General features: G+C 60.7%; 19 protein-coding genes and 1 pseudogene. 14 read left to right on the top strand and 6 right to left on the bottom strand.

Features of this window, described 5'->3' with window-relative positions:
- Positions 1-82: 82 nt before the first annotated feature.
- The 7 genes from X730_RS136170 to X730_RS136200 all read left to right on the top strand — a co-directional run bounded on the left by X730_RS136170 (position 83) and on the right by X730_RS136200 (position 9,908).
- Complete coding sequence (locus X730_RS136170; RefSeq protein WP_023713670.1) at positions 83-910, top strand: methyltransferase domain-containing protein; 828 nt, start codon at positions 83-85, stop codon at positions 908-910.
- Between the two features lie 1,325 nt (positions 911-2,235).
- Positions 2,236-4,671, top strand: a complete 2,436-nt coding sequence (locus tag X730_RS136175; protein WP_023713665.1) for an ATP-binding protein — start codon at positions 2,236-2,238, stop codon at positions 4,669-4,671.
- Positions 4,672-4,676: 5 nt separating this feature from the next.
- Positions 4,677-5,054 (top strand): response regulator, encoded by a 378-nt coding sequence (locus X730_RS136180; RefSeq protein WP_023723445.1) that lies wholly within the window; start codon positions 4,677-4,679, stop codon positions 5,052-5,054.
- 255 nt (positions 5,055-5,309) lie between these two features.
- Positions 5,310-5,702: a response regulator gene (locus tag X730_RS136185; RefSeq protein WP_023713663.1), complete on the top strand. Its 393-nt coding sequence runs from the start codon at positions 5,310-5,312 to the stop codon at positions 5,700-5,702.
- Positions 5,702-7,444 (top strand): YaiO family outer membrane beta-barrel protein, encoded by a 1,743-nt coding sequence (locus tag X730_RS136190; protein WP_023827727.1) that lies wholly within the window; start codon positions 5,702-5,704, stop codon positions 7,442-7,444. The genes X730_RS136185 and X730_RS136190 overlap by 1 nt, the downstream gene beginning before the upstream one ends.
- Before the next feature lie 2 nt (positions 7,445-7,446).
- Positions 7,447-8,484, top strand: coding sequence for a HEAT repeat domain-containing protein (locus X730_RS136195; protein ID WP_023713661.1), 1,038 nt, complete (start codon positions 7,447-7,449; stop codon positions 8,482-8,484).
- Positions 8,484-9,908 (top strand): glycosyltransferase family 2 protein, encoded by a 1,425-nt coding sequence (locus X730_RS136200; RefSeq protein WP_023713660.1) that lies wholly within the window; start codon positions 8,484-8,486, stop codon positions 9,906-9,908. Before X730_RS136195 ends, X730_RS136200 begins: the two co-directional genes overlap by 1 nt.
- Positions 9,909-9,922: 14 nt before the next feature.
- Here X730_RS136200 and X730_RS0135035 read toward each other — a convergent pair whose 3' ends face one another.
- Positions 9,923-10,207: an Hpt domain-containing protein gene (locus X730_RS0135035; RefSeq protein ID WP_023713659.1), complete on the bottom strand. Its 285-nt coding sequence runs from the start codon at positions 10,205-10,207 to the stop codon at positions 9,923-9,925.
- A 468-nt stretch (positions 10,208-10,675) separates the two neighbouring features.
- Between X730_RS0135035 and X730_RS136205 the strand changes: the two genes are divergently transcribed.
- From X730_RS136205 to X730_RS136215, 3 genes are read left to right on the top strand one after another with little or no spacing between them, the layout of a single operon-like run.
- A complete protein-coding gene (locus X730_RS136205; RefSeq protein WP_023827726.1) occupies positions 10,676-13,708 on the top strand; it encodes a GAF domain-containing protein in 3,033 nt (1,010 codons plus the stop codon).
- Positions 13,705-14,094: a response regulator gene (locus tag X730_RS136210; protein WP_023723443.1), complete on the top strand. Its 390-nt coding sequence runs from the start codon at positions 13,705-13,707 to the stop codon at positions 14,092-14,094. The genes X730_RS136205 and X730_RS136210 overlap by 4 nt, the downstream gene beginning before the upstream one ends.
- Positions 14,091-15,335 (top strand): adenylate/guanylate cyclase domain-containing protein, encoded by a 1,245-nt coding sequence (locus tag X730_RS136215; RefSeq protein ID WP_023713656.1) that lies wholly within the window; start codon positions 14,091-14,093, stop codon positions 15,333-15,335. The genes X730_RS136210 and X730_RS136215 overlap by 4 nt, the downstream gene beginning before the upstream one ends.
- A gap of 593 nt (positions 15,336-15,928) precedes the next feature.
- Here X730_RS136215 and X730_RS136220 read toward each other — a convergent pair.
- The 4 genes from X730_RS136220 to X730_RS136235 all read right to left on the bottom strand — a co-directional run bounded on the left by X730_RS136220 (position 15,929) and on the right by X730_RS136235 (position 22,629).
- Positions 15,929-16,915: an ABC transporter substrate-binding protein gene (locus X730_RS136220; protein WP_023713655.1), complete on the bottom strand. Its 987-nt coding sequence runs from the start codon at positions 16,913-16,915 to the stop codon at positions 15,929-15,931.
- A 14-nt stretch (positions 16,916-16,929) separates the two neighbouring features.
- Positions 16,930-19,701, bottom strand: coding sequence for an MFS transporter (locus X730_RS136225; protein ID WP_081731693.1), 2,772 nt, complete (start codon positions 19,699-19,701; stop codon positions 16,930-16,932).
- 1,048 nt (positions 19,702-20,749) lie between these two features.
- Positions 20,750-21,808: an alpha-hydroxy acid oxidase gene (locus X730_RS136230; protein ID WP_023723442.1), complete on the bottom strand. Its 1,059-nt coding sequence runs from the start codon at positions 21,806-21,808 to the stop codon at positions 20,750-20,752.
- A 590-nt stretch (positions 21,809-22,398) separates the two neighbouring features.
- On the bottom strand, positions 22,399-22,629 hold the full coding sequence (locus X730_RS136235) for a hypothetical protein (RefSeq protein ID WP_023713652.1): 231 nt from the start codon (positions 22,627-22,629) through the stop codon (positions 22,399-22,401).
- 80 nt (positions 22,630-22,709) lie between these two features.
- On the opposite strand from X730_RS136235, the gene X730_RS136240 reads away from it, so the two are divergent.
- Positions 22,710-22,922: a hypothetical protein gene (locus X730_RS136240; RefSeq protein ID WP_023713651.1), complete on the top strand. Its 213-nt coding sequence runs from the start codon at positions 22,710-22,712 to the stop codon at positions 22,920-22,922.
- An 11-nt stretch (positions 22,923-22,933) separates the two neighbouring features.
- On the opposite strand, the gene X730_RS136245 is transcribed toward X730_RS136240, so the two are convergent.
- Entirely contained in the window at positions 22,934-23,197 is a 264-nt protein-coding gene (locus tag X730_RS136245) for a hypothetical protein (RefSeq protein WP_023713650.1), read from the bottom strand.
- A 73-nt stretch (positions 23,198-23,270) separates the two neighbouring features.
- On the opposite strand from X730_RS136245, the pseudogene X730_RS00915 reads away from it, so the two are divergent.
- From X730_RS00915 to X730_RS1000000167930, 3 genes and pseudogenes are all read left to right on the top strand, one after another.
- Positions 23,271-23,491: pseudogene (locus tag X730_RS00915) on the top strand (hypothetical protein).
- Between the two features lie 211 nt (positions 23,492-23,702).
- Positions 23,703-24,362: an outer membrane protein gene (locus X730_RS0135030; RefSeq protein WP_023723440.1), complete on the top strand. Its 660-nt coding sequence runs from the start codon at positions 23,703-23,705 to the stop codon at positions 24,360-24,362.
- 408 nt (positions 24,363-24,770) lie between these two features.
- Positions 24,771-24,926: transposase (locus X730_RS1000000167930; protein ID WP_031197488.1), on the top strand; the 156-nt coding region annotated here is incomplete at its 3' end.

The raw sequence follows: 24,926 nt of genomic DNA, 5'->3' as shown, positions 1-24,926 counted from the left end.
TCCGCTCTTGATGTCCTCATCCGCGCACCCTAACCTTTCTTCAATTCACGAAGCAGTAGCGGTTGTGCGGGGGCACGCCAGTATGACAAGCGAACGTCAGCACGAATACGAGTTGGGACATTCGGAAAGAGAACTGAGAAGGCTGGCGACGCAGGCGGCATTGGTTGACCCGATGACCCGGGATTACCTGCGGCGAGCTGGCCTTCGAGCGGGAATGCATGTCCTTGACGTGGGGAGCGGCGCTGGCGATGTCGCCTTTCTCGCGGCTGATATTGTCGGACCCACAGGTCTTGTTATCGGCTCTGACAGGTCGGCGGAGGCTCTTGACGCTGCTCGGGCGAGAGCCGCGCAACGTGGTTTGGAGAATGTAATCTTCCACCAGTGTGATCCTGCCACCTTCACTTTCGATATAGCGTTCGACGCTGTTGTTGGCCGATACGTCCTAATGTTCGCGCCCGATCCGGTCGAGATGTTGAGAGGGGTTGCGCGGCATCTTGGTCCCGGGGGCGTGATGGTATTCCACGAAGTCGACTGGACTGGCGCTGCCTCGTTTCCCTCCGTCCCAACGTACGACAACTGCTTTCGGTGCATTGTGGAGACATTTCGTCGTGTAGGGACCAACCCCAACATGGGCCTGCAGCTCCATGCGACCTTCGTAAAAGCCGGGCTGCCGGCCCCTAGCATGGCGGTAAGTGCTCTCGCCGGAGGTGGATCAGACAGTATGAGCGGCATTGATCTGATCTCCGATCTCGCAGCGACCATGGCTCCGGTCATGGAGCAGATGGGCGTTATCGCAGCTTCAGAACTCGGTCCCGAAACGCTGCAAGATCGAATTCGCGCCGAGGCTTATGCCAGCGGAAGCGTGGTGGTCGGCCGATATGAGGTGGGCGCCTGGTCACGACGAATGTAGGCACCACGGTCATGCGCCCGAGCTTCCCTCGTCCAGCCCGCTCGAGCTGAAATTAACCGCTCAACGATGGAGGCGGAGAAGGCGCACTAGAGCCGTCCGACCGCTGCAGCGATAGCGCCATCAAGACAGCGCTGCTACCTCAGGGCAGCAGGTGAATTGCCACAAGCTCGATGATCAGCAAAACGGCGCACACCACGCCCGCAAGGGCATAGCCTCTCCAATACGCGCGGATGTCCTGATCGGTTTGGAATGCTTCTAGCCAGAGCCCATCGGGGGAGACGCCAAGGCAAATGGGGATAGGCATCGCGGCTGGCACGATTGTATTAGGTGCTAAAGCATCTCTGCCCAACATGCAGGCGGCTCTCTGACCGCGAAGAACACATATTAGCCTGCGCTAACTAATGGCGAAAGCCCCTCATGGAAATATCGCCGGCCTGTCCTGATTGTCTCTTTGGTTCTTTCAAACTGGGCAATGGCGTGTCGCCGCAGGAGAGCGGGACAAAGAACAACATCGTCGGTGTACGATCTGGAGCTCGCTGCCGACCAGGTCATAGCTGGCTCCGGCGCTGCCAAGACCTGGTGACACCGGTCTGGCCGCTGGCGAAAATATGCGATGCTGTTAAACTTAGCCCGTGTGAACACGCATGAACGGGGGCTTTGTGCCGGTATCATATGACCTCATTGGCAAGACAGCCGTCGTAACCGGCGGAGCAAAGAGTATCGGCAACGCAATCGTAGAGCGCCTTGTAGCGTCGGGTGCAGAATCGGACGAGCCATCCTGGATGGGCAGTACGGAGGCTGGTTGAATGGCTAACTTGTCATGCCACCTTAGTCAGGCGAACCCTCCGGGGAACCTCCCATGAGATAGCCTATGGTCACGATCTGCGGGACATGGACAGGACCGGCGTAGCCAGAGGCGAGGTAACTATGGACATCGACGAGTTCCGTGCGACCCTTCAGGGTGTAGANCATGCCTATCTGCACCGCAAAGAAGGCGACCTTTCTAATGCAGCCTACTGGTACCGCCGCGCCGGGCAGCCTGTGTATGTTCGGCCTTAAGCGACCGTCCGCTATGCGCGCGTCACGTCGGCCATAATGCAACTTCGCCTCTGTCCGGCAGCAGTTAGAGCAGAACAATGCAGTAGGGGCGACTGCGCAGGACATCGCCCTTGACCCTTCTGACTGACTGGTTGAGAAGCGCAAGCAATCAAGGCGCTACCACCGTGCTGCCCTGATCGCAGGGTCGCAGTGCCACCGACCGTCTGCAATTTCTTTAGATCTCGGATAGGTTTTGCCGGTATTTGTCGGGAAAAGGAGCCGAAGTGATGACCGACATCTGGCATTCACTCCTCGCCAACCTTGCCCTGGTCTCCATTCTCGTGGTCGCCTGGGACCTTGTGGCGGATTTCACCGGGCGTCTCTCGCGGCGGATGCAGTCGCTGCTTCTCGGCTTGGTCATGTGCGTTGGCGCGGTCATCTCCATGGCGACGGCCCTGTCGGTCTCCGGCTTCGTCGTCGATCTGCGCGCCGCCTTCATTGCTGCGGCCGCGTTCTTCGGCGGATGGCCGGCAATGCTCATCGCCACGGCCGGCTCCATTGTCTATCGCGCCCATCTCGGCGGGCAGGGTGCAGGTGCTGGTGTCATGGGTATCCTCATCACCGCAATCGTCGGCATCGCGTGGCACCACATGGTCGCGGCCCGATCGCGCACCATGTACGACATATTCGGTCTTAGCGTAACGGTCGCTCTCGCCGGGCTTATCACGCTCCTGGTCATCCCAGCGCAAGCGCTCACCGGTCTTGTGCAGCAGAGCACGTTCCCGTCCCTCGTGTTCCGCTTCCTAAGCACAATCATCATCGGCGTCCTGCTCGACCGGCAGCAGCGCCGGCGGGAGCTCTTGATGTCCAACATGACCTACCGGGCCATGGTTCGCGAACTGCCGGATTGCCTGAATATAAAGGATGTCGACGGCCGCTTCATCGCCGCCAACCCCGCCACCGCCGAAATGGTTCGCGCCGCTTCGGTCGACGATCTGATCGGCAAGACGGATTTCGATTTCTACCCCAGGGATGTAGCCGAGCGCTTCCGGCAAGATGAGATGGGCGCGCTGGAGGCCGGGCAGACGTTGCGGATTGACCAGCCGGCGCTTTTCCCGGACGGCCGGCAAGGTTGGCTCTACACGCTCAAGGCCCCCTTCCGCGACGAGGCGGGCAACATCGTTGGCGTCATCACCTACAATCGCGACATCACCGAGCAGAAGCGCACCGCCCAGCTCAAGAACGATTTCATTTCCACGGTCAGCCACGAATTGCGCACCCCGTTGACCTCCATCCGCGGCTCGCTTGGCCTGATCGCGGCCGGTATTGCCGGCGAACTGCCGCCGAAGGCCGCGAATCTCGTCAACATCGCCCACACCAATAGCGAAAGGCTGGTTCTCCTCATCAACGACATTCTGGATATCGAGAAGATCGAATCGGGCGTGATCACCTTCAAGATCAAGCAGATGTCTGTCCGTCAGGTGCTAGAGCAGGCCATTGCCGCCAGCTCCAACTACATGGCTGACAGCCGGATCAAGATCGTTCTGATCGACGATGCCCCACGCGCTGAGGCCAACATCGATCCGGATCGCCTGCATCAGGTGATGGCGAACCTTCTGTCGAACGCGATCAAGTTCTCGCATGCTGATGGCACCGTCACGGTGAAATTCCAGCGTCGTGACGGCGACATGCTGCGTATTTCCGTCATGGATCAGGGCACTGGCATCCCGGAGGCTTTCCGCGGCCGTATATTCGGAAAATTCGAGCAGGCGGACGCTTCCAGCACCCGTAAGGTAGGCGGCACCGGCCTGGGGTTGAGCATCGTCAAGGCCATCACCGAAAAACTGGGCGGAGCCATTTCGTTCGAAACCGAGGAAGGCAAGGGAACCTCGTTCCACCTCGACCTTGCAGAAGCACGCAGGCACCACCCAAGGCCGTATCCGCCACCGCACCTGACGCGGAAGCCCGATGGCCGCCTACGGGTTCTGATCTGTGAAGACGAATCCGACGTCGCCGCCGTGATTGCGGCACTCTTGGATGCGGAGGGCTTTTCCAGCGACATCGCACCCGATATCGCCACGGCAACGGCGCTTCTGAGGTCCCGCGAATACGTGGCCTTGACCCTCGACATCAAGCTGGCGGGGGAATCCGGTATCAAGCTCTTCCACGACATTAGGGCATCGCCGGTCAATTCCGACATCGCGGTCATCGTCATCTCCGCCGTTGCCGATGAGGCCAGGGGATCGCTGAACGGCAGCGCCGTCGGTATTGTCGACTGGCTGGAGAAGCCGGTGGATTCAAAGCGGCTTCACGCCGCCCTTGCCAAGATCCTTGCTGGCAGGACCGAGCAGAGGCCGAAGATTCTGCATGTCGAGGACGACGAGGGCGTGCTTGCGGTGATGTCGGAGGGGTTGGGTTCGGGTGTCTCAATCAGTTCTGCGAAGACCCTCAAGGACGCCCGGGAGGCGATCGGCCGGCATCGCTTCGATCTGGTGATCCTGGATATTGCACTCCCCGACGGATCGGGGTTGGACCTGCTGGCCGATCTGCCGCTCGAGACTGGGGTAATCGTGTTTTCGGCGGCGGAGCTAGACCAGAAACTAGGTGATCGCGTGCAGGCTATCCTGACCAAGACCAGGGCGTCGGAAATCGATGTGGCAAAGCTGGTCAGGAGCATGTTGGTTTCGTCCCGCACCCAACCTGCCGCGCACCCCAAGGAGTGACGCTCATGCCCGCAAGGATTCTCTATGTGGATGACGAGGACGATATCCGCGAAATCGCCCAGATGTCGCTGGAACTCGAGCCGGAGTTCGAGGTGCTGTCCTGCCCGTCCGGCGCGCAGGCGCTCGCCGATGCCGCCGAATGGCGACCCCACCTTATTCTGCTCGACGTGATGATGCCGGACATGGACGGACCAGAGACGCTGCGGCGCCTGGCCGAGTCTGGGGCGACGGCTTCGATACCCGTGGTGTTCATCACCGCGCGCACCCAGACGCATGAGGTCGAACGCTACTTGGCGATGGGGGCGGTAGGGGTTATCGCCAAGCCGTTCGACCCGCTTGCGCTTGCCGGTGAAGTCAAAAGATTGCTTCGACCGCGCGCCTGAGCCGACCTTTGGCTTGGGCACCGAGCGCAGCGTGGCAGCAGACTGAGCGACGCCGTTCACGGCTCCTATACCATGTCTCCTTATTCATCTACTGATTGTGCCGAGGTGCAGGCGTAGCGAATCAGGCGGTCTATAATCGCCTGGCATCGGCAGACGTCGATGAGAGTTGAGAACTGTTTCTCTGCATGAGCCACGTTGGCGGATGTGGTTCATGGATTGATCACTCCGGGGGGCGACGGAACCGGAGCAAGGCGGTTGAACGGAGCGAAGGCAAGAGTTCTGATTTGCGATGACGATCCCCTCTTGATCGAACTGATGGAATTCAGGCTCAGGGCAAAGGGATACGAGGTCATCAAAGCAGTAGACGGGGCGGAAGCGCTCTTGAAGGCGGAGCATGAGGCGCCCGATATTATCGTGCTCGACGCTATGATGCCCAAGGCCGACGGCCTGGAGGTTCTTGCCCGCATAAAGAGCGACCCGGCTTTGTCGGAAATCCCGGTGGTCATGCTGACCGCCCGCAAGGGCGAAAAAGACATCGTCTCGGCCCTTGAGAAGGGGGCCGACGACTACCTTGTGAAACCCTTCATTCCCGAGGAACTCCTGGCCCGGCTTGCGCGTCTATTGGCGCGGAAGAGCGGGAAGCGCTGATGAGGCGCGGCCGGTGCGCCATGGTTGCAGCATGCGTCTTCGTGGCGGTTGCGGCAGCGCCCGCCGCGACGCTGGCCCAGACGGTCGAGGAACTGTACGCCTCCGGCGTCAAGGCCAGACAGGCCCAGCATTTCGACGAGGCGGCGCAGCTGCTTAGGCGTGCGCTGGCGCTCAAGCCGGACAATGCCGACGCCCTGGTGCAACTTGGCTTCGCCGAACTTGGCCGCAACAATCTGCGGGCGGCGCGTGAAGCGTTTTCCAAGGCGCTTGCGATTGCGCCGGAATATCTGGATGCCAGCTTCGGCATGGCTCAGGTCGAGTTCCGGTCGGGCAATCTGGACGCTGCCCTGCCGCTGGCCGAAAAAGTCTCGCGTGCCCAGCCCGAGAATGCCGATGCGAGTACGCTTGTCGCCAGCATCCACAAGGCCCAGCAAGCCGGTAGCAGCAAAGCGAAGCCTGCGACCGTGAGGAAGAGGCTGCGTCCGCCGCGGCCGGATCCCGTCGCCGGACTGATGGAGAAGGGCCAGAGATTGCGGGCGGCGGGACAATTGCCCGAGGCGCAGAACGCCTACCGCCGAGCGCTGCGGCTGGCGCCGAAAAACACCGACATCCTGGTCGCCATGGGTCTCGTGGCTGGATCCCAACAGAAATTCGACGAAGCCGGGAATTTCTTCGACCGGGCGCTGGCCATCAGGCCCGGACTTCTCGATGCCCGCCTCGGCAAGGTGCGCGTGGCAATCTGGCAGGGCGACGTGCCGCGCGCCCGCACTATGATTGATGATGTGCTTGGCAATGTGCCTGGCAACGCCGAGGCGATCGCTCTCGACGCACGTGTTTCCCTAGTCGAGCAGGACTACACGCGGGCTGAGCAGTCGTTTCAGCGGGTGCTGGCGATCGATCCGCGCAATGCCGAGGCGCTGGTGGGAATTGGCGACCTGCGCCGGGAGCGCGGCGACGACAACGCTGCGCGCGACGCCTACCGGCAGGCGCTTGCTCTCGAGCCTGGCTCACCCGATATCGAGCAGAGGCTGGCCGCGCCACCGCCGCGCAAATGGCGGTTCGATCTGGGCAGCGAAGTGAGTGTGCTCACCGACGGCCTTGGCGAATGGACCGACAGTTTGGCCGGGGTTGCCTATCGGCTCACCCCGCGGATGACCATTTCCGGCCGCACCCGAGTGGCGACCCGTTATGGCCGCACCGACCTTCAGATCGAAGGCCGCATCGACCAGGCCTTTTCGCCGTCGGTTTCAGCGTATGCGCTGGTGGCCGTGACGCCGGATGCCGATTTCCTGGCGCGCTCCTCGATAGGCGCCGGCGCTTCATGGCAGATCCTGGCGGCCGCAAAGAGGTTCGGTCCGTTCTCGCTCAACATCGATACCCGTTATGACAATTTTGCCAACACCGAGATCACCACCATCTCGCCTTGGGTGCAGGCCTATGTCCTGGATGGCCGGCTCGGGCTTGCGGCGCGATGGGTGCACGCGGCCGACGATATCGGCACGCGCGCCGATGGTTATGTCCTGCGAGTCGATCTTGCAGTTACCCCTAGCGTCAATGTTTTTGGTGGTTTTGGGGATGCCCCCGAGATCTCCGACGGCACGCTGGTGCCTACGCGTACCGTCTTTGGGGGCATCTCCTTGGACGTTTCCGACCCGCTGACGCTGCGCAGTAGCTTCGCCCATGAGCAGCGCCCGACATTGGATCTAACCACATTCGGGCTCGGCCTGACTGCGCGGTTCTGATCATGTTGTACGTCTGGTACCTGTCCATCCTGCTCAGTGCCCTTTCCCTGGTGATCATGCTTCTGCTGATCGGGCGCCGGGTGCTGCACGAGCGCCGGGGGACGGCGGGCGCCGATCAGCGGCGCCTTCTTCTAACGGCGCTGATCGCCTTCACCGAAAATCGCGATCGCGAGGCATTGAAGACGGCGCTGCTTGCGGTGCCGGCAAGGGTGGCGATCGATGCCGGCTTCGAGTTTATCTCGCTGCTGCGCGGCGAGGAGCACGACGAGCTGCTTTCAGCCTTCAACGAATGTGGCCTGCCGACCCTTGTCGGCACCCAGCTTGAAAAGGGCAACGGCGCCGAACGCATCCACGCGGCCGAGATGCTGGGGGCGCTGCGTTCGGAGGACGCGGTGGCAAACCTGCTTTCGGCGCTCGATCGCGACCGGTCGCGCGAGGTCAGGATCGCCGTCGCCATTGCGCTGTGCGATATCGGCGCCCTGCCGCCGCTGATTATAACGCTACGCAAGATCGGCGTGGCGGGGCAGCGCTCGAGGCGCGTGATCGAGCTTTTCAGGCGCTTCCCGTCAAAGCGGTTCGACGAGCTTGAGGATTACGGCAGCCGTGAGGACGCAGTGCCTTTTATCAGGGCGGCGGCAATCGATGCGCTTGCTCGCAACGGAGGCCTCCGGTTTGGTGAGTTCTTTGCTCGCGCGGCTGGCGATCCGTCACCGGAGGTCGCCGCAGCCGCATTGCGGGCACTCGGCCTGACGGGACATGCCAATGCGCCGGCCATCCTGGCCAAGGCGATGGAAGATGGCGGCTGGGATGTGCGTGCCGACGCCGCCGATGCAGCGGGCCGCCTCGGCCTGTTTGAACTCGCCGCGCCCCTCGCTCAGCTGATGGACGACGAGGCATGGACCGTGCGCTATGCCGCCGCTAACGCATTGCGCTCGCTCGGCCAGCAGGGAGAACAGGTGCTGCGCGAGATCGCCGCCAGCGAGGTCTCGCGCCGCCAGCGCACGGCCTCACTGATCCTTGCCGAGGGGCCGGCCGCGTGATGTTCGACTGGAGCCAAGAGATCGTCCTGGGTGCCTCCATCCTGTCCTGGTTCATCATTGGGGCAGGGCTGGCGCAGACGGCGGTATACCTCCTGCAACTCATCATTGCCGCCTACGCGCTGTCCAAGCGCCCGCCGGTCGCGCGATCGGCCCTGCTGTGGCACCGTTACGGCGACGTCGCGCCGCCGATCGCGCTGCTGGTGCCTGCCTACAATGAGGAAGTTAACGTAGTCGAGAGCGTGCACTCGATGCTGGCGCTCGAATATCCGAATTTCGAGGTGATCGTCATCAATGACGGCTCGAAGGATCAGACTCTGCAGCGCCTTATCGAAGGCTTCAAGCTGGTGAAATTCCACCGGCCTTATGAGGACGCCCTGGCGCACAAGCCGATTCGTGGGCTCTATTCCTCGTTGATTACCGAACGGCTGTTCGTGGTCGACAAGGAAAATGGCGGCAAGGCCGATGCCCAGAATGCCGGTATCAATGTCTGCCGCGCGCCGCTGTTTTGCGTGATCGATGGCGATTCCATCCTCGAGCCCGATGCGTTGATGCGTGCCGCGCAGCCCTTCATCGACGATCCAGAGCGCACCATCGCCGTGGGCGGCACGATTCGGATTGCCAACGGCTCCAGGATCGAAGGTGGCAGGGTGCGCGAGGTCCGGCTGCCGCGCCGGCTATTGCCGCTGCTGCAGGTGGTCGAATATTTGCGGGCCTTTCTCATGGCGCGGCTTGCGTGGAGCCGCATCAACTCGCTGATGCTGGTGTCCGGCGCCTTTGGTCTGTTTCGCCGCACGGAAGTTGTGGCGGTTGGCGGCTTCACCAGTGGGTCGATGGGTGAAGATTTGGACCTCGTGATCAAGCTGCATCGGCACATGATGGACACCAAGCGAAGATACAGCATCCAGTTCATTCCTGAGCCGGTGTGCTGGACCGAAGCGCCGGAGTCGCTTCGCGTTCTGGCAAGGCAGCGTACGCGCTGGCAGCGCGGTGCGCTCGAATGCTTCTTCCGTTACCGCTCCATGCTCTTCAACCCCCGCTATGGGCGCGTTGGCTTCCTTGGGTTTGGCCACATATTGATTGTCGATGTGCTGGGGCCGATATCGGAGGTGCTGGGCTATGTGCTGATCCCGACCTTCTGGCTGCTCGGCATCCTTTCGACCGAATATCTCTTGGCATTCACGTCGCTGGTTTTCACCTACGGGGTTTGCGTGAGCGTGTGTTCGCTGGTCCTCGAAGAGGCCGAGCTTCGACGTTTTCCGCGCGCGCGGGATCTCGCCTTGCTCACGGCCGTGGCTGTGATCGAGAATTTCGGTTACCGCCAGCTCAACAATCTCTGGCGCGTGAAGGGATGGTGGCAATATCTGCGCGCCGACCAAAGCTGGGGCGAGATGACTAGGACCGGCCTGACTGGGCCGAAGAAGTGAGCCAGCCAGTTGAATCACCGCAGCGTCCGCTCGATTTCAGTTATAAGCGCATCGAGCGCGGCATGCACGGCTCCGTCATCCGCCCGCTCGATCAGCGATGTTTCCAGTGCCGATGCCTGCACGCTGACCTCCGCAAACCCGAAGGTTCCCGCGGCTCCAGCGAGCGAGTGCGCCGTCCCAATCAGCGAGTCGTTGGAGCCCTTCAAAAGGGCTGTGTGACGCGCCGCCTTCAACTCCGCTAATTGAGCGGCGCACCGGGCCAGGAAACGTTGCCGTAGGGGGGCGAAGGGATCTTCCAAAATGGGAGGCGCTCCACGGCAGGTTTCAGAGGTATTCAAGCAGAAAATTCGGTGGAGTGAAACGAGCTGCTTGGCACGTCAGAGCGGACTAGAGTGGGCCGTGCCCCAACAAACGGCAGCTTCGCGCCTCTTGTCGGCCGTTGAGTTGATCTTTGCTCTGCCCGATAGCAGACCTTGCTGGCGACCACCTTGGACATCGCAGTTGCGCAAACACCTGACATTGCTGTTTGCTACTGGAAGGTTGCGATCAAGCCCGCGCAGGCCCTTTGTAGAAGTGCCACCTGATGATTCTGACTACCGGCGACCCGTTCTATTAAAAATGTCGAGAGTCCGGCTGCCGATCTTCCTCGCTGCGAATGGAGGGCGGATCGATTGACCGTCGAGCGACCTAGTATTTCTACTGCCATTCTGCCTATGGTTCGCATCTCGACCTAGTGGGCAGCGCTGCGACCGAGGCCTAGAACCTGCATGCGGCAATCACACGACGAACTCGAAGCTAGGATTGGGCATCTCACGCGGGAGCTCAACGAAGCGCTCGAACGCGAGACGGCCACCGGCGAGCTGCTTCGCGTCATCGCCTCGTCGCCAACTGATATCAAGCCGGTCCTCGACGCCGTGGCGGCTAGCGCCGCCCGTCTTTGCGAGGCCTATGACGTAATCATCCGGCTCAAGAAGAACGATATGCTCCATCTCGGCGCGCATTCGGGCCCAATTGCGGTCGATGAGGCGCCGTGGCCACTGGAGCGAGACCGGGTAATGGCGCGGTCGGTGATCGATGCGAGGACCGTGCAGGTCGAAGACTTGTCCGAGGCTGGGACCGAATTCGCGGCAGGACGGGAAAAGGCCATTCAGTACGGCTTTCGCACCATTCTGGCGACACCTCTCGTGGGGGATGGAAGAGCGATCGGTGCGATTAGCCTGCGGCGAAGAGAGGTGAGACCGTTCAGCGACAGGCAGATCGAGGTTCTGAAGTCCTTCGCCGACCAGGCCGTGATCGCCATCTCGAACGTGGGGCTATTCGAAGAATTGCAGGCACGGACGGCCGAACTGACCGAAGCGCTTGCTCAGCAGACTGCGACCGCCGACGTGCTCAAGGTCATCAGCCGGTCGGCCTTCGACCTTGAACCCGTATTGCAGACGCTACTCGATTCGGCGATCCGCCTGGCAGGCGGTGATATGGGCTCGATCTCACTGCGCGATGGCGATTGGCTACGGGTCATGACCGGGACCGGTTGGACAGATGAACTTCGCGCTTATGAGAAGAGCCATCCACACCCGATCGGGCGTGGGACATTTCAAGGTCGAGCGGCCCTCGAAGGGGCAACCGTCCATGTGCCCGATGTGTCCAAGGATATGGAATACAAAAGGCCGGAAGCGGCGAGCATGGGCCATTTCCGCGCGGCCCTTTCGGTCCCCCTCAAGCGAGGCCGAGACGTGATCGGCGTCTTCGGCATGGCGAGACGGACCGTGGGGCCGTTCTCACAACGCCAGATCGAACTGGTGGAGACCTTCGCCGATCAGGCTGCCATCGCCATCGCGAACGTGCGCCTGTTCGAGGAGGTGCAGGCGCGCAATCGCGAAGTAACCGAGGCGCTGGAGCGGGAGACTGCGACGGGCTCTATCTTGCGCGTCATCGCCGCGTCACCGACCGACATCCAGCCAGTCCTTGACGCCGTCGCCGAAAGCGCAGCGCGCCTCTGCGACGCCTATGACGCGACGATCTACCTGCGACGCGCCGGTCGGCTGGCGGTGGGAGCCCATCACGGGCCGATCCCCGTCGACGACACGGGACTGCCGGTCGCCCGGGACGTGGTCACCGGCCGCGCGGTGCTCGATCGCGCGCCGGTGCATGTCCTTGATTTGCAGGAGGCCGGCAGGGAGTTTCCGGTCGGAGCCGAGTTTGCGCGACGGCTCGGATTCCGCGCGATCCTTGCGGCTCCGCTCCTGCGCGAGGAGGACGTCATCGGAGCGATAATGATCCGGCGCGCCGAGGCAAGGCCATTCACAGACAAGCAGCTCGAACTGCTGAAGACTTTCGCCGACCAGGCCGTCATCGCGATTGAGAACGTCCGCTTGTTCGAGGAAGTGCAGCAGCGGACGCGGGAGGCTACCGAGGCGCTAGAGTACCAGACGGCGACCAGCGATGTGCTTGGCGTCATCAGCCGCTCGCCCACTGATGTGCAGCCGGTGTTCAACATGATAGCGCAAAGTGCCGCCCGTCTGTGCGAAGCGCAGTTCTGCTTCGTCTACAGATATGATGGCGAGCTTCTGCATTTCGTAGCGCATCACGGCATCACCGAAGAAAGCGTTCATATCGTACGCAACACCTTTCCCGTGGCACCTACTCGCGGCAGCGCCGCCGAACGGGCGATCCTCTATCTTGACGTGGCGCAGATCCCAGACCTCACCTTGGACAGTGAATTCACGCACCGCGCCGCGGCGGCTTTTTCGGGCCTGCGCAGCGCTGTCGCCGTGCCGATGCTGCGTGACGGCCTGCCCATCGGTTGCATAGCAGTCGGGCGCGCTGAGACGGGCGTTCTTGCCGCCAAGCAAGTAGAACTTTTGAAGACCTTCGCCGATCAAGCGGTCATCGCCATCGAGAATGTCCGCCTGTTCGACGAGGTGCAGGCGCGCACCGAGGACCTGTCGCGCTCGCTGGACGACTTGCGCAAGGCCCAAGATCGACTCGTGCAGACCGAAAAGCTCGCCTCGCTCGGCCAGCTGACCGCGGGAATCGCTCACGAGATCAAGAACCCGCTCAATTTCGTCAACAACTTTTCCTCGCTGTCCGGCGACCTTATCGTGGAGCTGCGCGAGGCGCTGCAAGGCGCGGCGCTTGACGACAAGACCCGCTCGGAGATCGACGAGTTATCGGACATGCTGAAGGGCAATCTCGACAAGGTGGTACAGCACGGCAAGCGCGCTGACTCGATCGTCAGGAACATGCTGCTCCATTCGCGCTCGGGCTCGGGCGAGCACCGGCCGATCGACATCAATGCGGTCGTGGAGGAGAGCTTGAACCTCGCCTATCATGGCGCGCGCGCCGAGGGGAAAGGCTTCAACATCACCCTGGAAAGGAAATTCGATCCAGGCGCCGGCAAGGTCGATCTCTTTCCGCAGGAGATCACCCGAGTGCTGTTGAACCTGATCTCCAACGGCTTTTACGCGACAACGAAACGACGTGTGGCCAATGGCGAAACCGGCTACGAGCCGGTGCTGGCGGCATCGACGAAGAACCTGGGCGATGCGGTCGAGATCAGGATCCGCGACAACGGCACCGGCATCCCGCCGGAGGTGAAGGAAAAGATGTTCAACCCGTTCTTCACCACCAAGCCGGCGGGCGAGGGAACGGGGCTAGGCCTGTCGTTAAGCCACGACATCGTCGTGAAACAGCACGCAGGCACCATAGAGGTCGACACCGAGCTGGGTTCCTTCACCGAATTCCGCATCGTTTTGCCGCGCGGCGCCGCGACGCTCGCCAAAGCTGGAGGAAGCGCTTGAGTCTGCTCATCCTGGTCGTCGACGACGAACCCGACATCGAGGTGCTTTTCCGGCAGCAGTTCCGGCGCGACCTGAGAGCGGGGCGCTTCGACATGGCATTCGCGCTTTCGGCGCCGCACGCTCTCAGCGTGATCGAGGCGGCGGAAAGTGCCTCGCTGATCCTCATCCTATCTGACATCAACATGCCGGGCATGAGCGGCCTCGAGCTCCTGCCGAAAGCGAAGGCGTTGCGTCCCGATGTGCCCGTGATCATGATCACCGCCTATGGCGACCCCGAGACCAAGCGGAAGGCGCTCGAAAACGGCGCCGAGGCGCTGTTGACGAAGCCCCTCGATTTCGTCGCGCTGCGCGGCGAGATCGACGCCCGCGTCGGGCTCGCGGCGTGACGGCGCTGATCCTCGTCGTCGACGACGAGCCGGACTTGGAGCCGCTCGTGCTGCAAAAGTTCCGCCGCCAGATCCGCGACGGGGCAGTGAGCTTTATCTTTGCCCGCGACGGCGTCGAGGCGCTGGACGTGATCGCCGCAAATCCCGGCATCGAAATGGTCGTTGCCGACATCAATATGCCGCGCATGGACGGTCTGTCGCTGCTTGCGAAGCTCCAGGACGCCGAGGAGCGTTTGTCGACCATCATTGTGTCGGCCTACGGCGACATGGCCAACATCCGCATGGCAATGAACCGCGGAGCCTATGATTTCCTTGTGAAGCCGATCGATTTCGCCGACCTGGAGACGACTATCGCCAAGACGCTGAGGCACCTTGCCCTTCTGCGCGACGCGCGGGGCAAGCAGGTGGCGGCCGAGCGCGCGCACGCCTCGCTGTCGCGTTACTTCTCGCCCAACCTCGCCGAGCGGCTCGCCAGCGACGCTGGCGAGCTTGCCGGGCAGCGACGCGAGGTGGCGTCGCTTTTCACTGACATCGCCGGCTTCACTGCGCTGGCTGAGACACTCGACCCGGCGGTACTGGGCGAACTGCTTAACGTGTACCTCGCCGGCATGACCGACATCGTTTTCCACCACGAGGGCACGGTGGCCAAGATCGTCGGGGACGCACTGCATGTGCTCTTCGGCGCGCCGGGCGACCAGCCCGACCGTGCCGCCCGCGCCGTCGCTTGCGCGCTTGACCTCGACGACTTTTCGGAAGACTTCCGCGCCGGCTGGCGCGCCAGGGGCGTGGCGCTCGGCCCCACCCGTATCGGCGCCCACGCCGGGCCGGCGATCGTCGGTAATTTCGGCGGCGCCCGCTTCTTCGACTACACGGCCTATGGAGACACCATCAACATCGCGGCGCGGCTGGAAGCCGCCAACAAACAACTAGGCACCCGTATTTGCCTGAGCGAGAGCGTCGCGAGGCAAGTTATGAATTTCCGAGGGCGGCCGGTGGGTGACCTCGTGTTGAGAGGACGAACGGAGTCGCTGCGCGCTTACGAGCCACTAAGGCCTGAGCAATGCGACGACCTCGCGACGAAGGATTACCTGGCGGCCTTCGCTAAGCTGGAAGCCGGCGACCCTAGTGCGGTCACCTCGTTCGCTGCTGAAGTAGGCAGGCGCGCAGGGGACCAGCTTGCGAGCTTCCATTTGAAGCGATTGCTGAACGGGGCAACAGGTCCGCGGATCAACATGGATTGATCGATTCGATGTTCAACGGCCGCTTCCTCTCCCTTCTATTTCTGAGGCTCGTTCCCAATTCTGCAATACGTGGACGGCACCGGCGGGCGCCTCGATCGTAGGATGACGCGCACCTGTAACATCCTTGGCCATCGATAAGCGACGCTGCAGCCGTCCGACTTGAGTGAGCTTCGGGCTGCCGCCCCTTCAGGCGAATATCTGCCCTTTCCATCTTGGCTGCGCAAACCGGACTGGCAGCCTTCGGCCCCAGAGCCGCCAGTCAGCAATGCGCCTCACCTCGGTCATTAAAGTTAACTGTGCCACTGCCTTTAAGCGGACATTGCCGGCGACCACGCTGGGCGTCGCGGGTGCGGCGATAGTCGCTTCGCGTCTGGGCAGTTTAGAATGGCGTTCCGCAAAGACCCCAAAATTGAATTTTCATGCAATGCGCCGGGGTGGAACAGGATTTTATTATCAGGGGCCACTTTGCGGTGCGTGGGACTTTTTCAACACTATCCGCCATTTGCCGACATTCATCGTGTTACAGAATCGGACGTGCGCCAAAGCACCCGCTTCCCTTCGCCCCGCTGCTTGCCCTCGTTTTGTCGTAACGTTTACTCCACCTTCTCAACGAATTGCAGGAACTCGACAGGTGGAAACAAGTTGAGTTTCTTAGCGACCTTCATGTTTACCAGATAGGCGAACTTCTCCATGGCGACGACAGGCATGTCGCCAGGCTTGGCACCCTCCGCCAGGATCTTGGCCACCTGCTCGCCGGCCAGCTTGCCGACGTCGTAGTCGCGGGCGGCCACCGACATCAGCGCCCGGGATTCGCTGACCAGATGCTCATAGGGGCTGAGCACCGGTAGACCATTTGCCACGGCAGCATCGGTGAAGACGTCCGCATTCTTTTCAAGGAAGGTGCTCGAGCCCAAGTAGACGAATTGCACGCCGGCCGCCTTCAGCTGAGCGACAGCCTGGGGGAGCTTGGCTGGATCCGGAGTTCCATCGGCAAGCGCCGGCAGTGGCAATGCGTCGAATTTGAACTTCATCTTTTCCGACAAAGCCGTCAGTTCCTCCGTCTTTTTCACCGAGTTGGGCTCACTGCGGTCGAACAGGAGGCCGAGATGATCGAAGCTCGGCAGGTAGCGCTTGATGCTCTTAATGTTGACGCTTTCGGGAACTCGGTTTCGGGTACCGGTCACATTGGCGCGGCCAGTCTTTTCGTAGCTTTCGATGATACCCGCACCGATCGGATCGGCTACCACGGTGAACACCACAGGGATGTCATTGAGAAGATCGCTGTTCTGCTGGTCTTTCAACGTGCCGACCATGCCTAGAGTAGTCTTGGTGCCCCAGGTGACCACCACGTCAGCCTTGCGGTCGCGTGCATCCTTGACAAAGTCGGGCAGCTTGCTCTTGTCCTGTGCCGCATCGTCGACGACGAAGCTGACATCAATTTTCTTTTCTTCAAGCGAGTCCTTGAGGCCCTTGCAGACATCCTCGCAGCCCAGCCACGTTATCATCACAACGGTCTTCTCCGCCGCCTCGACCCGAGGCGGAAGAACGAGGCAAGAAGCTAGCGCGGCCCCGGCCAACATAGGGTATGTCAATTTCATGCTTTCCTCCCTGCGATGATCGGCAAGCTGTGGCTTGCCACGTGGTAGATGAGATACGAGCCAACCCCGGCCAGCACCAAGATGGCGATGAAGCCCATTGCGGCGGAATAGCCAAAACTGCCAGCGACGCCGGCGATCGCGAAAAGGCCCACAACGCTGCCAATTCGGTCCATGACCCTGACAGCGCCAAGGACCCTTTCCGAACCGATATGGGCCAGCCTTCCTTCCGCAAGTTCCATCACCGTGGCCGTCTGCGGCCCGCTCACCAGGCCGTAGCCAAGGCCGGTGCCGATTGCGGCAACGACCATTGTCCAGCCGTTGGTAACTGCCGCTGCTGCGAGCAGCGTCACTCCGCCAAGCAATGCTCCGGCGACAGTGATGCCCACTGCCGAGATCCTGCCGGCAGGCAGTCGCCCATACAGTGACCCTGACAGGATCACCATCAGAAAGTAGATCATCATCAGGCGTCCGGTATCGGCCGTGGAGGCGCCTAACGCGTTCATCTGCAGCGACAGGAGATAGGAGATGAAGACCTGATCGAGGATCGTTTGGGGCAAGATAATGCCAAACAGCAGGGTCGCGAACTGGCCATCAGCAATTGTTCCAAGCAACTGCCGCAGCTTAGAGCGGCCGCCCTGCTCGGTGAGCGCCGAAACGTGGGTGGGGCCAGGGAGCATGCGCAAGATCATCGCTGCGGAGATAACGATCAAGACGGCACAAACCAGAAATACGCTGCGCTCGCCCAGACGGTCGGCAACCACGCCTCCCAGTGCCGTTCCAGCATAGAAGCCGCCAAACATCGCCACGTGGAACAGCCCTAGCGCTTGGGCCCGATGTTCCTTTGGGGCAGCGTCGATCACGTAGTCCTGGCAAGAGAGTGAAGCAAAAGCATAGCCAATGCCGCTGAACACACAGAAAAAGATAATTTCGAGCACATTGGTGGAAATGAAGAACCCGAAATTCGAGAGGGCCGCTGGGATGGAAGCAAACAGGAACAGGTTGCGGTGCCCGAAGCGTTTCGCCAGCGGACGCGCATAGGGCGAACCGAAGACAATGGCTGTGAGATAGGCGGCGAGCGGCAAACTGATAACGATGCCCGGGTTGAGCCAAGTCAGCGGATTGTCGGAATCCCGGACATAAAGCGAAAAGAACGACAGTGGAAATGAGTCAGCCGCGGCGATGAGGAAAAGCGGAAGTCGCACATCGCCTAGACTGCAAAATCTCATGATGAGCGGCCGGCCAGCCGGGATAATGAAGTCCGGTTCCAGTTGCACGGCACGGGTGCCCTTGGGTAGCTCCTGGGCGGCTGCCATCATTGCCGCAAGCCGCTCAGCACGCAAGGAAAGGGCTTGGCCCAGCCTATCGACGGCGCTAATCCCGCTCACCAGGATGCGGTGGGAGAAATCGCCGGCCGCCTGAAGCTTCAGGATGTAGTCGAGGCGGGTCAAGGGTCCGGTTAGCGAGTGATTGGTCATCACGGAGACCAGTTCAACCGCCAACAGAATTGTCACCAGCGTCACCACCAGGAGGTCGAGAATGAGATCGCGGAATTGACGCGAAAGGTATCCCGCGTTCTTGATTACGACGACATTGGCCACCAGCTTGTTGTCGACGACGATCGGCACAACGGTCCCTGCCTGTAGCATCACCGACGTCGTGGTGGGCGGGCGGGTGCCCATCTCCAAAATGGGTCGGTTGGTGACCAGCGCGAAGTAGGAAATTTCTGGAAAGTCGCGAAGCAGGGACGAGAAGAATTCGCGTCCACCGACCATCATATCGAGTGGCACACCCGCCTTTAGCGTGCGGGCAATAGCATCATTGGCAATGCTGCCAATAAGCCTCGTGCGCTTGTCGAGTTCGGGAGCAAAGGACTCATCGATGCTGCGGTAGGCGACAGTGCCGAGCGATACGGTGATCCCCAGCACCAGGACGGCTATGAGCGCCGTAAGCCGTCGCGACACCGTGACAGCCATGGGGCTATCGGGAACCGAGATGACGTCGGCACCCTGTGGCCACGCAGGTGGAGCTTCCGCGCGGTCTGCTCCAATAAGCGCAGCAAGTTTTGTCATTGCCAAACGGTATTTTGCGGTGCCTGCGGCGAGCGTCGCTCGAAAATCGGCAAAGTCGCCGGCAGTCAAAGTGCTGTCGTCTTCGGCATGGCTTGCGATATCATCAAGGGTGCGGATGGCCGGACGCAGACGATAGCGCAATGCGGCGTAAGCTAGGGTCGAGAATCCGGTCAGAAGCGCCAGCGCGGACAGCCAGATTTGCGAACTGATAAGGCGATTGTGGTTCCGCAATTCGTTCATCGGGTAGATAACTGCCAATGCAGCGGCCCGCTCGTCGTTCTCGTCCTTTATGGTGGCACCGCTGATCAGCGCGGTCGCAGTCTCAAGACCCCACTGGCTGTTGGAGCCCTCTTCCATCGCGCGACCCATTTGGCGCCCGCTAAATGGAACAGCAGTATCCGGCACAGAAAGGATAACTCCGCCGGCTGCATCAAGCAGAACAATGTTGGAAATCGTGGGGTCGGTCTGCCAAGCCCGGTTCAGCAGCTCTTGGGCATTGCGCACCGTCGCCACCGTGAGACCAAGTTCCGAGACTGACCGGAAGGGGGCGGCGGTTGCCGCTGCAATGACCGAAAGTCGTTGCCGCACAAGCTGCGAATACACCGCCTCGTTCTGTAGCTTAACCAGCACCGCTAACATAGTAACCACAATTGCCAGAACAACCGTCAACGCTAGCCATACGCGCACCAAAAAAGTCATTTGTACCCCTGCCGTTATCGCGGCCCTATGGCTGTTAACTATCCCTCGATACTTCGTCGTGATGTCGTCTTGCTCGCTTTCGAGGCGGCGGGGATCCCCTCAAAGATTACTACTAGATGTTTGCCAGCTCGGCGCCCACGCGCCAGCGATCAAATTTGAAATCGATCTGATCCCAAGCTAGTAAAACATTAGCACACCCTCCATTAGGAAGACAGCGAAGGGCTGGTTGCAAAACCAGGGACCTCGGCCCCGTTGCGGAAGCAAACGTCCGCATTGGGCCGATACTGTTGAAAAAGTCCGATCGCGGCTAACTACGGCATTTGCGTAGCGTGGCGTTCCGAAAAGACCCACAAGTGAATCCTGATTCCATGCAATGCGCCAGGGTGGAACGGGATTCTATTGTCGGTGGTGACTTCGCGGTGCGTCGGACTCTTCAACACAATCGGTCAGTTCACGTCGATGCATGGGGAGCGCCTGAATGTCCGCTTCTCACATTCCAGGCCTCGAAGCCGCAAGTCCGCAATCGGCCCCAAACCTGCCAGTCCGCAATGCGCCTCATTTCGGGCACTCAAGCAGGAATTGAGCACTTCCTGAAAGCTGTCTATCTCGTTGGCTGGTTCCCGGTCCCTAATGGTTAGCGGCCCTGGAACCGAGGAGTCTGATGACATGAGGGACGGTCTGCTACCCGGCCCGAGGGTCCACATTCCTTTGGTCAAGGCGTGCTGGGCGACAGCACCCAGGGAACTGCTATTGGGTTTGTGTGCCGAGCATTCGTAGGGGCGAAGCTGGGGAACCAAATGTGCGAACGGCCGACCGGTGGTTCTCCCGGGCTTGGCTTGGAGACCATTAGAGTGCTTGCTGCATACGGGGCTATCATCTGCGTGCCGCGCTTGACCCAATCGCCGCCCAAGCCGCTTTGAGCGGAATTGAAGGGGTAGAGGTCTGGCCCGTTGACCTGATCGATCAGGTTTCAGTCCAAACCTTTGCCACCACCTTTCGCGATCGCCGAAGACGACTTGATATCCTGGTCCTAAATGCGGGCCGGGCTTCACCAGATTACCGACCGGTCGATTTCGACGATGCGCGCCCGGCCGGTTAGCGCCATTGCCATCTCGAAGTCACGGCGAAGCAGGTTGACGCAGTGGGCTACCCCCTCGGCCCCAGCCGTTGCTAGGGCGTAGACATAAGGGCGGCCAATCATGACAGCGCTTGCCCCTAGCGCAATCGCCTTCAAAACGTCGGTGCCACGCCTAACGCCGCCATCGAGGACGATGGGGATCCGGCCGGCCACCCGTTCCGCGATGGCGGGCAGGGCGTCGATGGCTGCCGGCAGTGTGTCGAGGTTACGCGAACCGTGGTTCGAGACGACGATAGCATCTGCACCAGTTCCGATGGCTTGCTCGGCATCGTCAGGATCGAGGATACCCTTCAGGATAAGCGGCAGGGTTGTCAGCGAACGCAGCCAGGCAATATCCGCCCAGGTCGGCATGGCCCGCTTTTGCGCAGTGCCAACTTTAAGCACGCCGGTGTTCCGGTCCTTGAAGTACGGCGTTGCAATGCTATCGGGCATTTTGAAGCCTGCCCGGAATTGCCTGCGGCGATCGCCTGGCGTTGGCAAGTCGACCGTCACGCTGATCGCCTTTGCGCCCAGTGCCGCCATGCGAGATACGAGTTCGCCATTGAAACTGCGATCGCTTTGCCAATAGAGCAGGAACCATACTGGAGACTGGCTCTCCGCTAAGCAATCCTCGATTGCCGCCGTCGCCGTAGTTCCCACAATGAACACCGCTCCCGCCACTCCGGCGCCGCGCGCCGCGGCCACCTCACCTTCCGGATGCGCCAGCCGCTGATACGCTATTGGGGCCAGGATGATTGGATGGGGCAGCCTTTGCCCGAAGAGTGTGATCGCGGTATCAAGTCTTGTGACATCGCGCAGCACACGCTGCCTCAACTTGATGCGGTCGAATGCGGCTTCATTGTCACGCTTGGTGATTTCGTCGCCAGCACCCCCGGCAATGAACTCGTAAACCGCATGCGGCAACACCTCTCGCGCAGCTGGTTCAAAATCCGCCAAGCCGAGAAACCGGGATTCGATGTCAAGTGGCATTGACCAGTCCGATCGGTATCTCAAAAAAGTCGGCGATTTCACAAGCAACATTGCTGCAAATTGCTGCAATCCGCAAGGCGGCGCCACGACGCGCAGGGTCAGCGAGTTCCCGTCAACGGAGTTTCCGGGACATGATGCACATTTGTTGGCCGCTGGTTCCTCTCCATAAGATGTCGCGGCCAATCAAGACTTAGCGGGCGCTTCCGAGCAGCGGCGTCGCGGACCGTCATAGGAGGGCAGACGGCGCCCCGATGGCTGCCAAACAGGCTCCTGAGCCAACACTTTAAGACCCGCCACAGCTGAAGCGATGCTAGCCGAACGTTCAAGCCGCCGGGTTACACCCCCGGCGGCTTTTGGTGGCTCGACGGAACCACTCAGGGAAATGCGTTACGCAGCGATGAGCCAAGCTCCGTTCACCGGCTTTTTGTACATTAGCGGAACCTGAAATTTGGGAGCATGTTGATAGAACGGCAGCGAGTGGGTGTTCGCTGCCGGTCGAGGTCCCGCAAGACTCGGCCGGGCTCGCACCACCTCGCCGGTCGGTGCGAGCCCACCGTCGCGCGACCAAGCGAGCTTCCCATTCTCCGCCCCTATTTAATACTAGGGGACGGTGGTTTCACCATCACGCGCAATTGCATCTGGTCGATCGTTGCGACGATCGCAGCCGCCAGCGCTTCCGCCTCATCCATGAGCCCCGCCCCATAGAGACCGTTCACCGCTTCCTCGCTAGGCAGCACGCCGGGCGGGCAGTGGTCCTCGATTGTGCGCCGGATGAGCGTCAACGCTGCCCGACATTCGGCGGCTTCGATCTTCATAACCATTGAAACATTCACCTTAGCTAAAATGTTCCGGAACCGATTTCAGGCTGGCGGCTTGAGACGGTGAGGGAAGAACACTAGTCATGCCCATCAGACGAAAAGCCGTGGATGCCGGGATTTTTAAGCCTGCCGAATTGGCCTTGCTAGGGCGCGTTTTCGAGCAGCTTAAACTCGTCGACGACCAATCACCCGATGCGCAGGGCCGGTTGGCCTCTCGGATCATTGCCAACTACATGGCCGGGATAAAAGATGAGGCCGAACTTCTCTCGCTTTCGAAGCAGCCGTTAGGGCGGTAAGGTCGGGAAAGCTAGAGCTTCACCAGCCGCACAACATCAAACGCGACCGTCACCACCGGGCCACTCAGGCTGACCGTTACGGCGTCCTTCTCGACCCGTGTGGCGCTGCCGATCAGTTCGATGGTCTGACCTTTGACCACCTTCGTGGTGCTATCCCGAACGGAATGCGGAAATCCGTAGGTCGGTATCGACACGCTGATCCTGTCGTCAGTGACGCGTCGAATAATGGTGGCGTCGATCGCCACCTCATCGCCGATGTCGAGATCCCTAGCCATGCACTGGAGTCTGGTGCGTCAGTCTCACGGGTCAAGTAGCGGAACCTAATATGCGCTTTGAACTTATCGGCTGATGAGCACACGCGGTATCAATTTCCTCGATCGCTGGATCGGTAACAATCTCCCCGAAACGGCGAAGGCCGACACGGTTTCGATCAGTGAGTACACACACAATTGTATGCCGACGCTAAGGCGCTGGGGATCAGGCGCGAAGAGATCGACGAAGAAGTTGACAGCCTATATCGAACGCTTGTCGATGCTGTGGCGCACTTTGATCCTGGCTTGACCGAATGAGTGTTCGCGGCAGGAAGTTTCGCGACAAATGGGTAGCCGAAAGTTGCCCATTATGGCGCGAGGCGATCCGATCGCCGCCAGCGGATTGGCAGAGGAGGCTCATGCCACCTGTGGGCAGCTGCTCATGCCCGCAGCCGATTTGACTGCCAACTGTGGCAGAAAAACAACTACCCCTAGCGGCGCGCTCTGCTACCAAAGGGCAGGTCAGGAGATGCCTATGAAGACGCTGCTTCTTGGTTTGTCGTTGTCTCTGATAGGGTCTTCGGCGTTTGCTGCCGATGCCGTCCTCGAAGAAGTCACCCCAGTTTTTAGCTGGACAGGTGGGTATATCGGTCTTCAGGCAGGCTACGCCCGGAGCGACGGGAATATACGCCAACGCAGCGGCCGGGGCTTGGTTGAGACAGATCCTGACGGGTTCCTTGGCGGTGTCTACGCCGGTTACAGCTATCAGATGCCGAGCAATATCGTCATTGGTGTGGAACTGGACGTCGTGTATGCGAATGTTGATGGCAGCGGCCAAATATTCGCGGCTCCAGGTCTCCCGGTTCCGGGCGGCATCGCGATCGAGGAACTGAATTGGAGTGGGGCGGCAAGACTTCGCCTAGGGTATGCCGTCGATCGCTTTCTGCCCTATATCGCGGGCGGCGTTGCATATGGCGGCATCGACACAAGCAGTAATACCGTCTCAGGTTCTTTCGGAGATACATTCACAGGATGGACGATAGGCGCCGGCTTGGACTACGCCATGACCGACAATCTTCTCCTGCGGGCCGAGTACCGCTATACTGACTTCGGCACTGAAGCGTTGCCAAATGGGAAGGTTGATTTGAAGACCAACGAAGTTCGCTTCGGCATAGCCTACAAATTCTAGTCCTCGCAATTCCCAATAGAAAAGCCTGCCGCTTGCCGCGACGGGCGTTTCTTTGTGCACCGTTAATTCGGGGGACCGTGGCATCTGCATGAAGATGGCCGGCGCCGCAATGGGAGCATTGCCTGATCAGCGCCGGCCGGGCGGTAAAATCAAATCAGGTCCGCCGCAACTCAATCGATAGCTGATTCTTGACGTTGGTAGTGTGCTGAGAGTTCTGCAAATTCGCTGAGAGAGGGCGGTCATGGCAGGCTGGTGATGTTCAACGTCACCGATTCCCTGGAAGGAACGCCACCATGACCAAGACAGAAGNGGTAGTGTGCTGAGAGTTCTGCAAATTCGCTGAGAGGGGGCGGTCATGGCAGGCTGGTGATTGTTCACGTCACCTGATTCCCGCGAAGGAACGCCACCATGACCAAGACTGAAGTTAAGACCGCCAGCGCTGCCGTCAAAGACATTTTGCTTTCGAACCCGGATGGATTGCACGAAGTGCTCCGTGCGGTGATGCAGGAGGTGCTTGAGGCCGAGATGGACGAGGCGCTGGGTGCCTCGAAGAGCGAGCGCACG

It is taken from the genome of Mesorhizobium sp. L103C131B0 (assembly GCF_000502275.1).
Lineage (GTDB): Bacteria > Pseudomonadota > Alphaproteobacteria > Rhizobiales > Rhizobiaceae > Mesorhizobium.
This window is presented reverse-complemented; position numbering and strand designations above follow the sequence as displayed.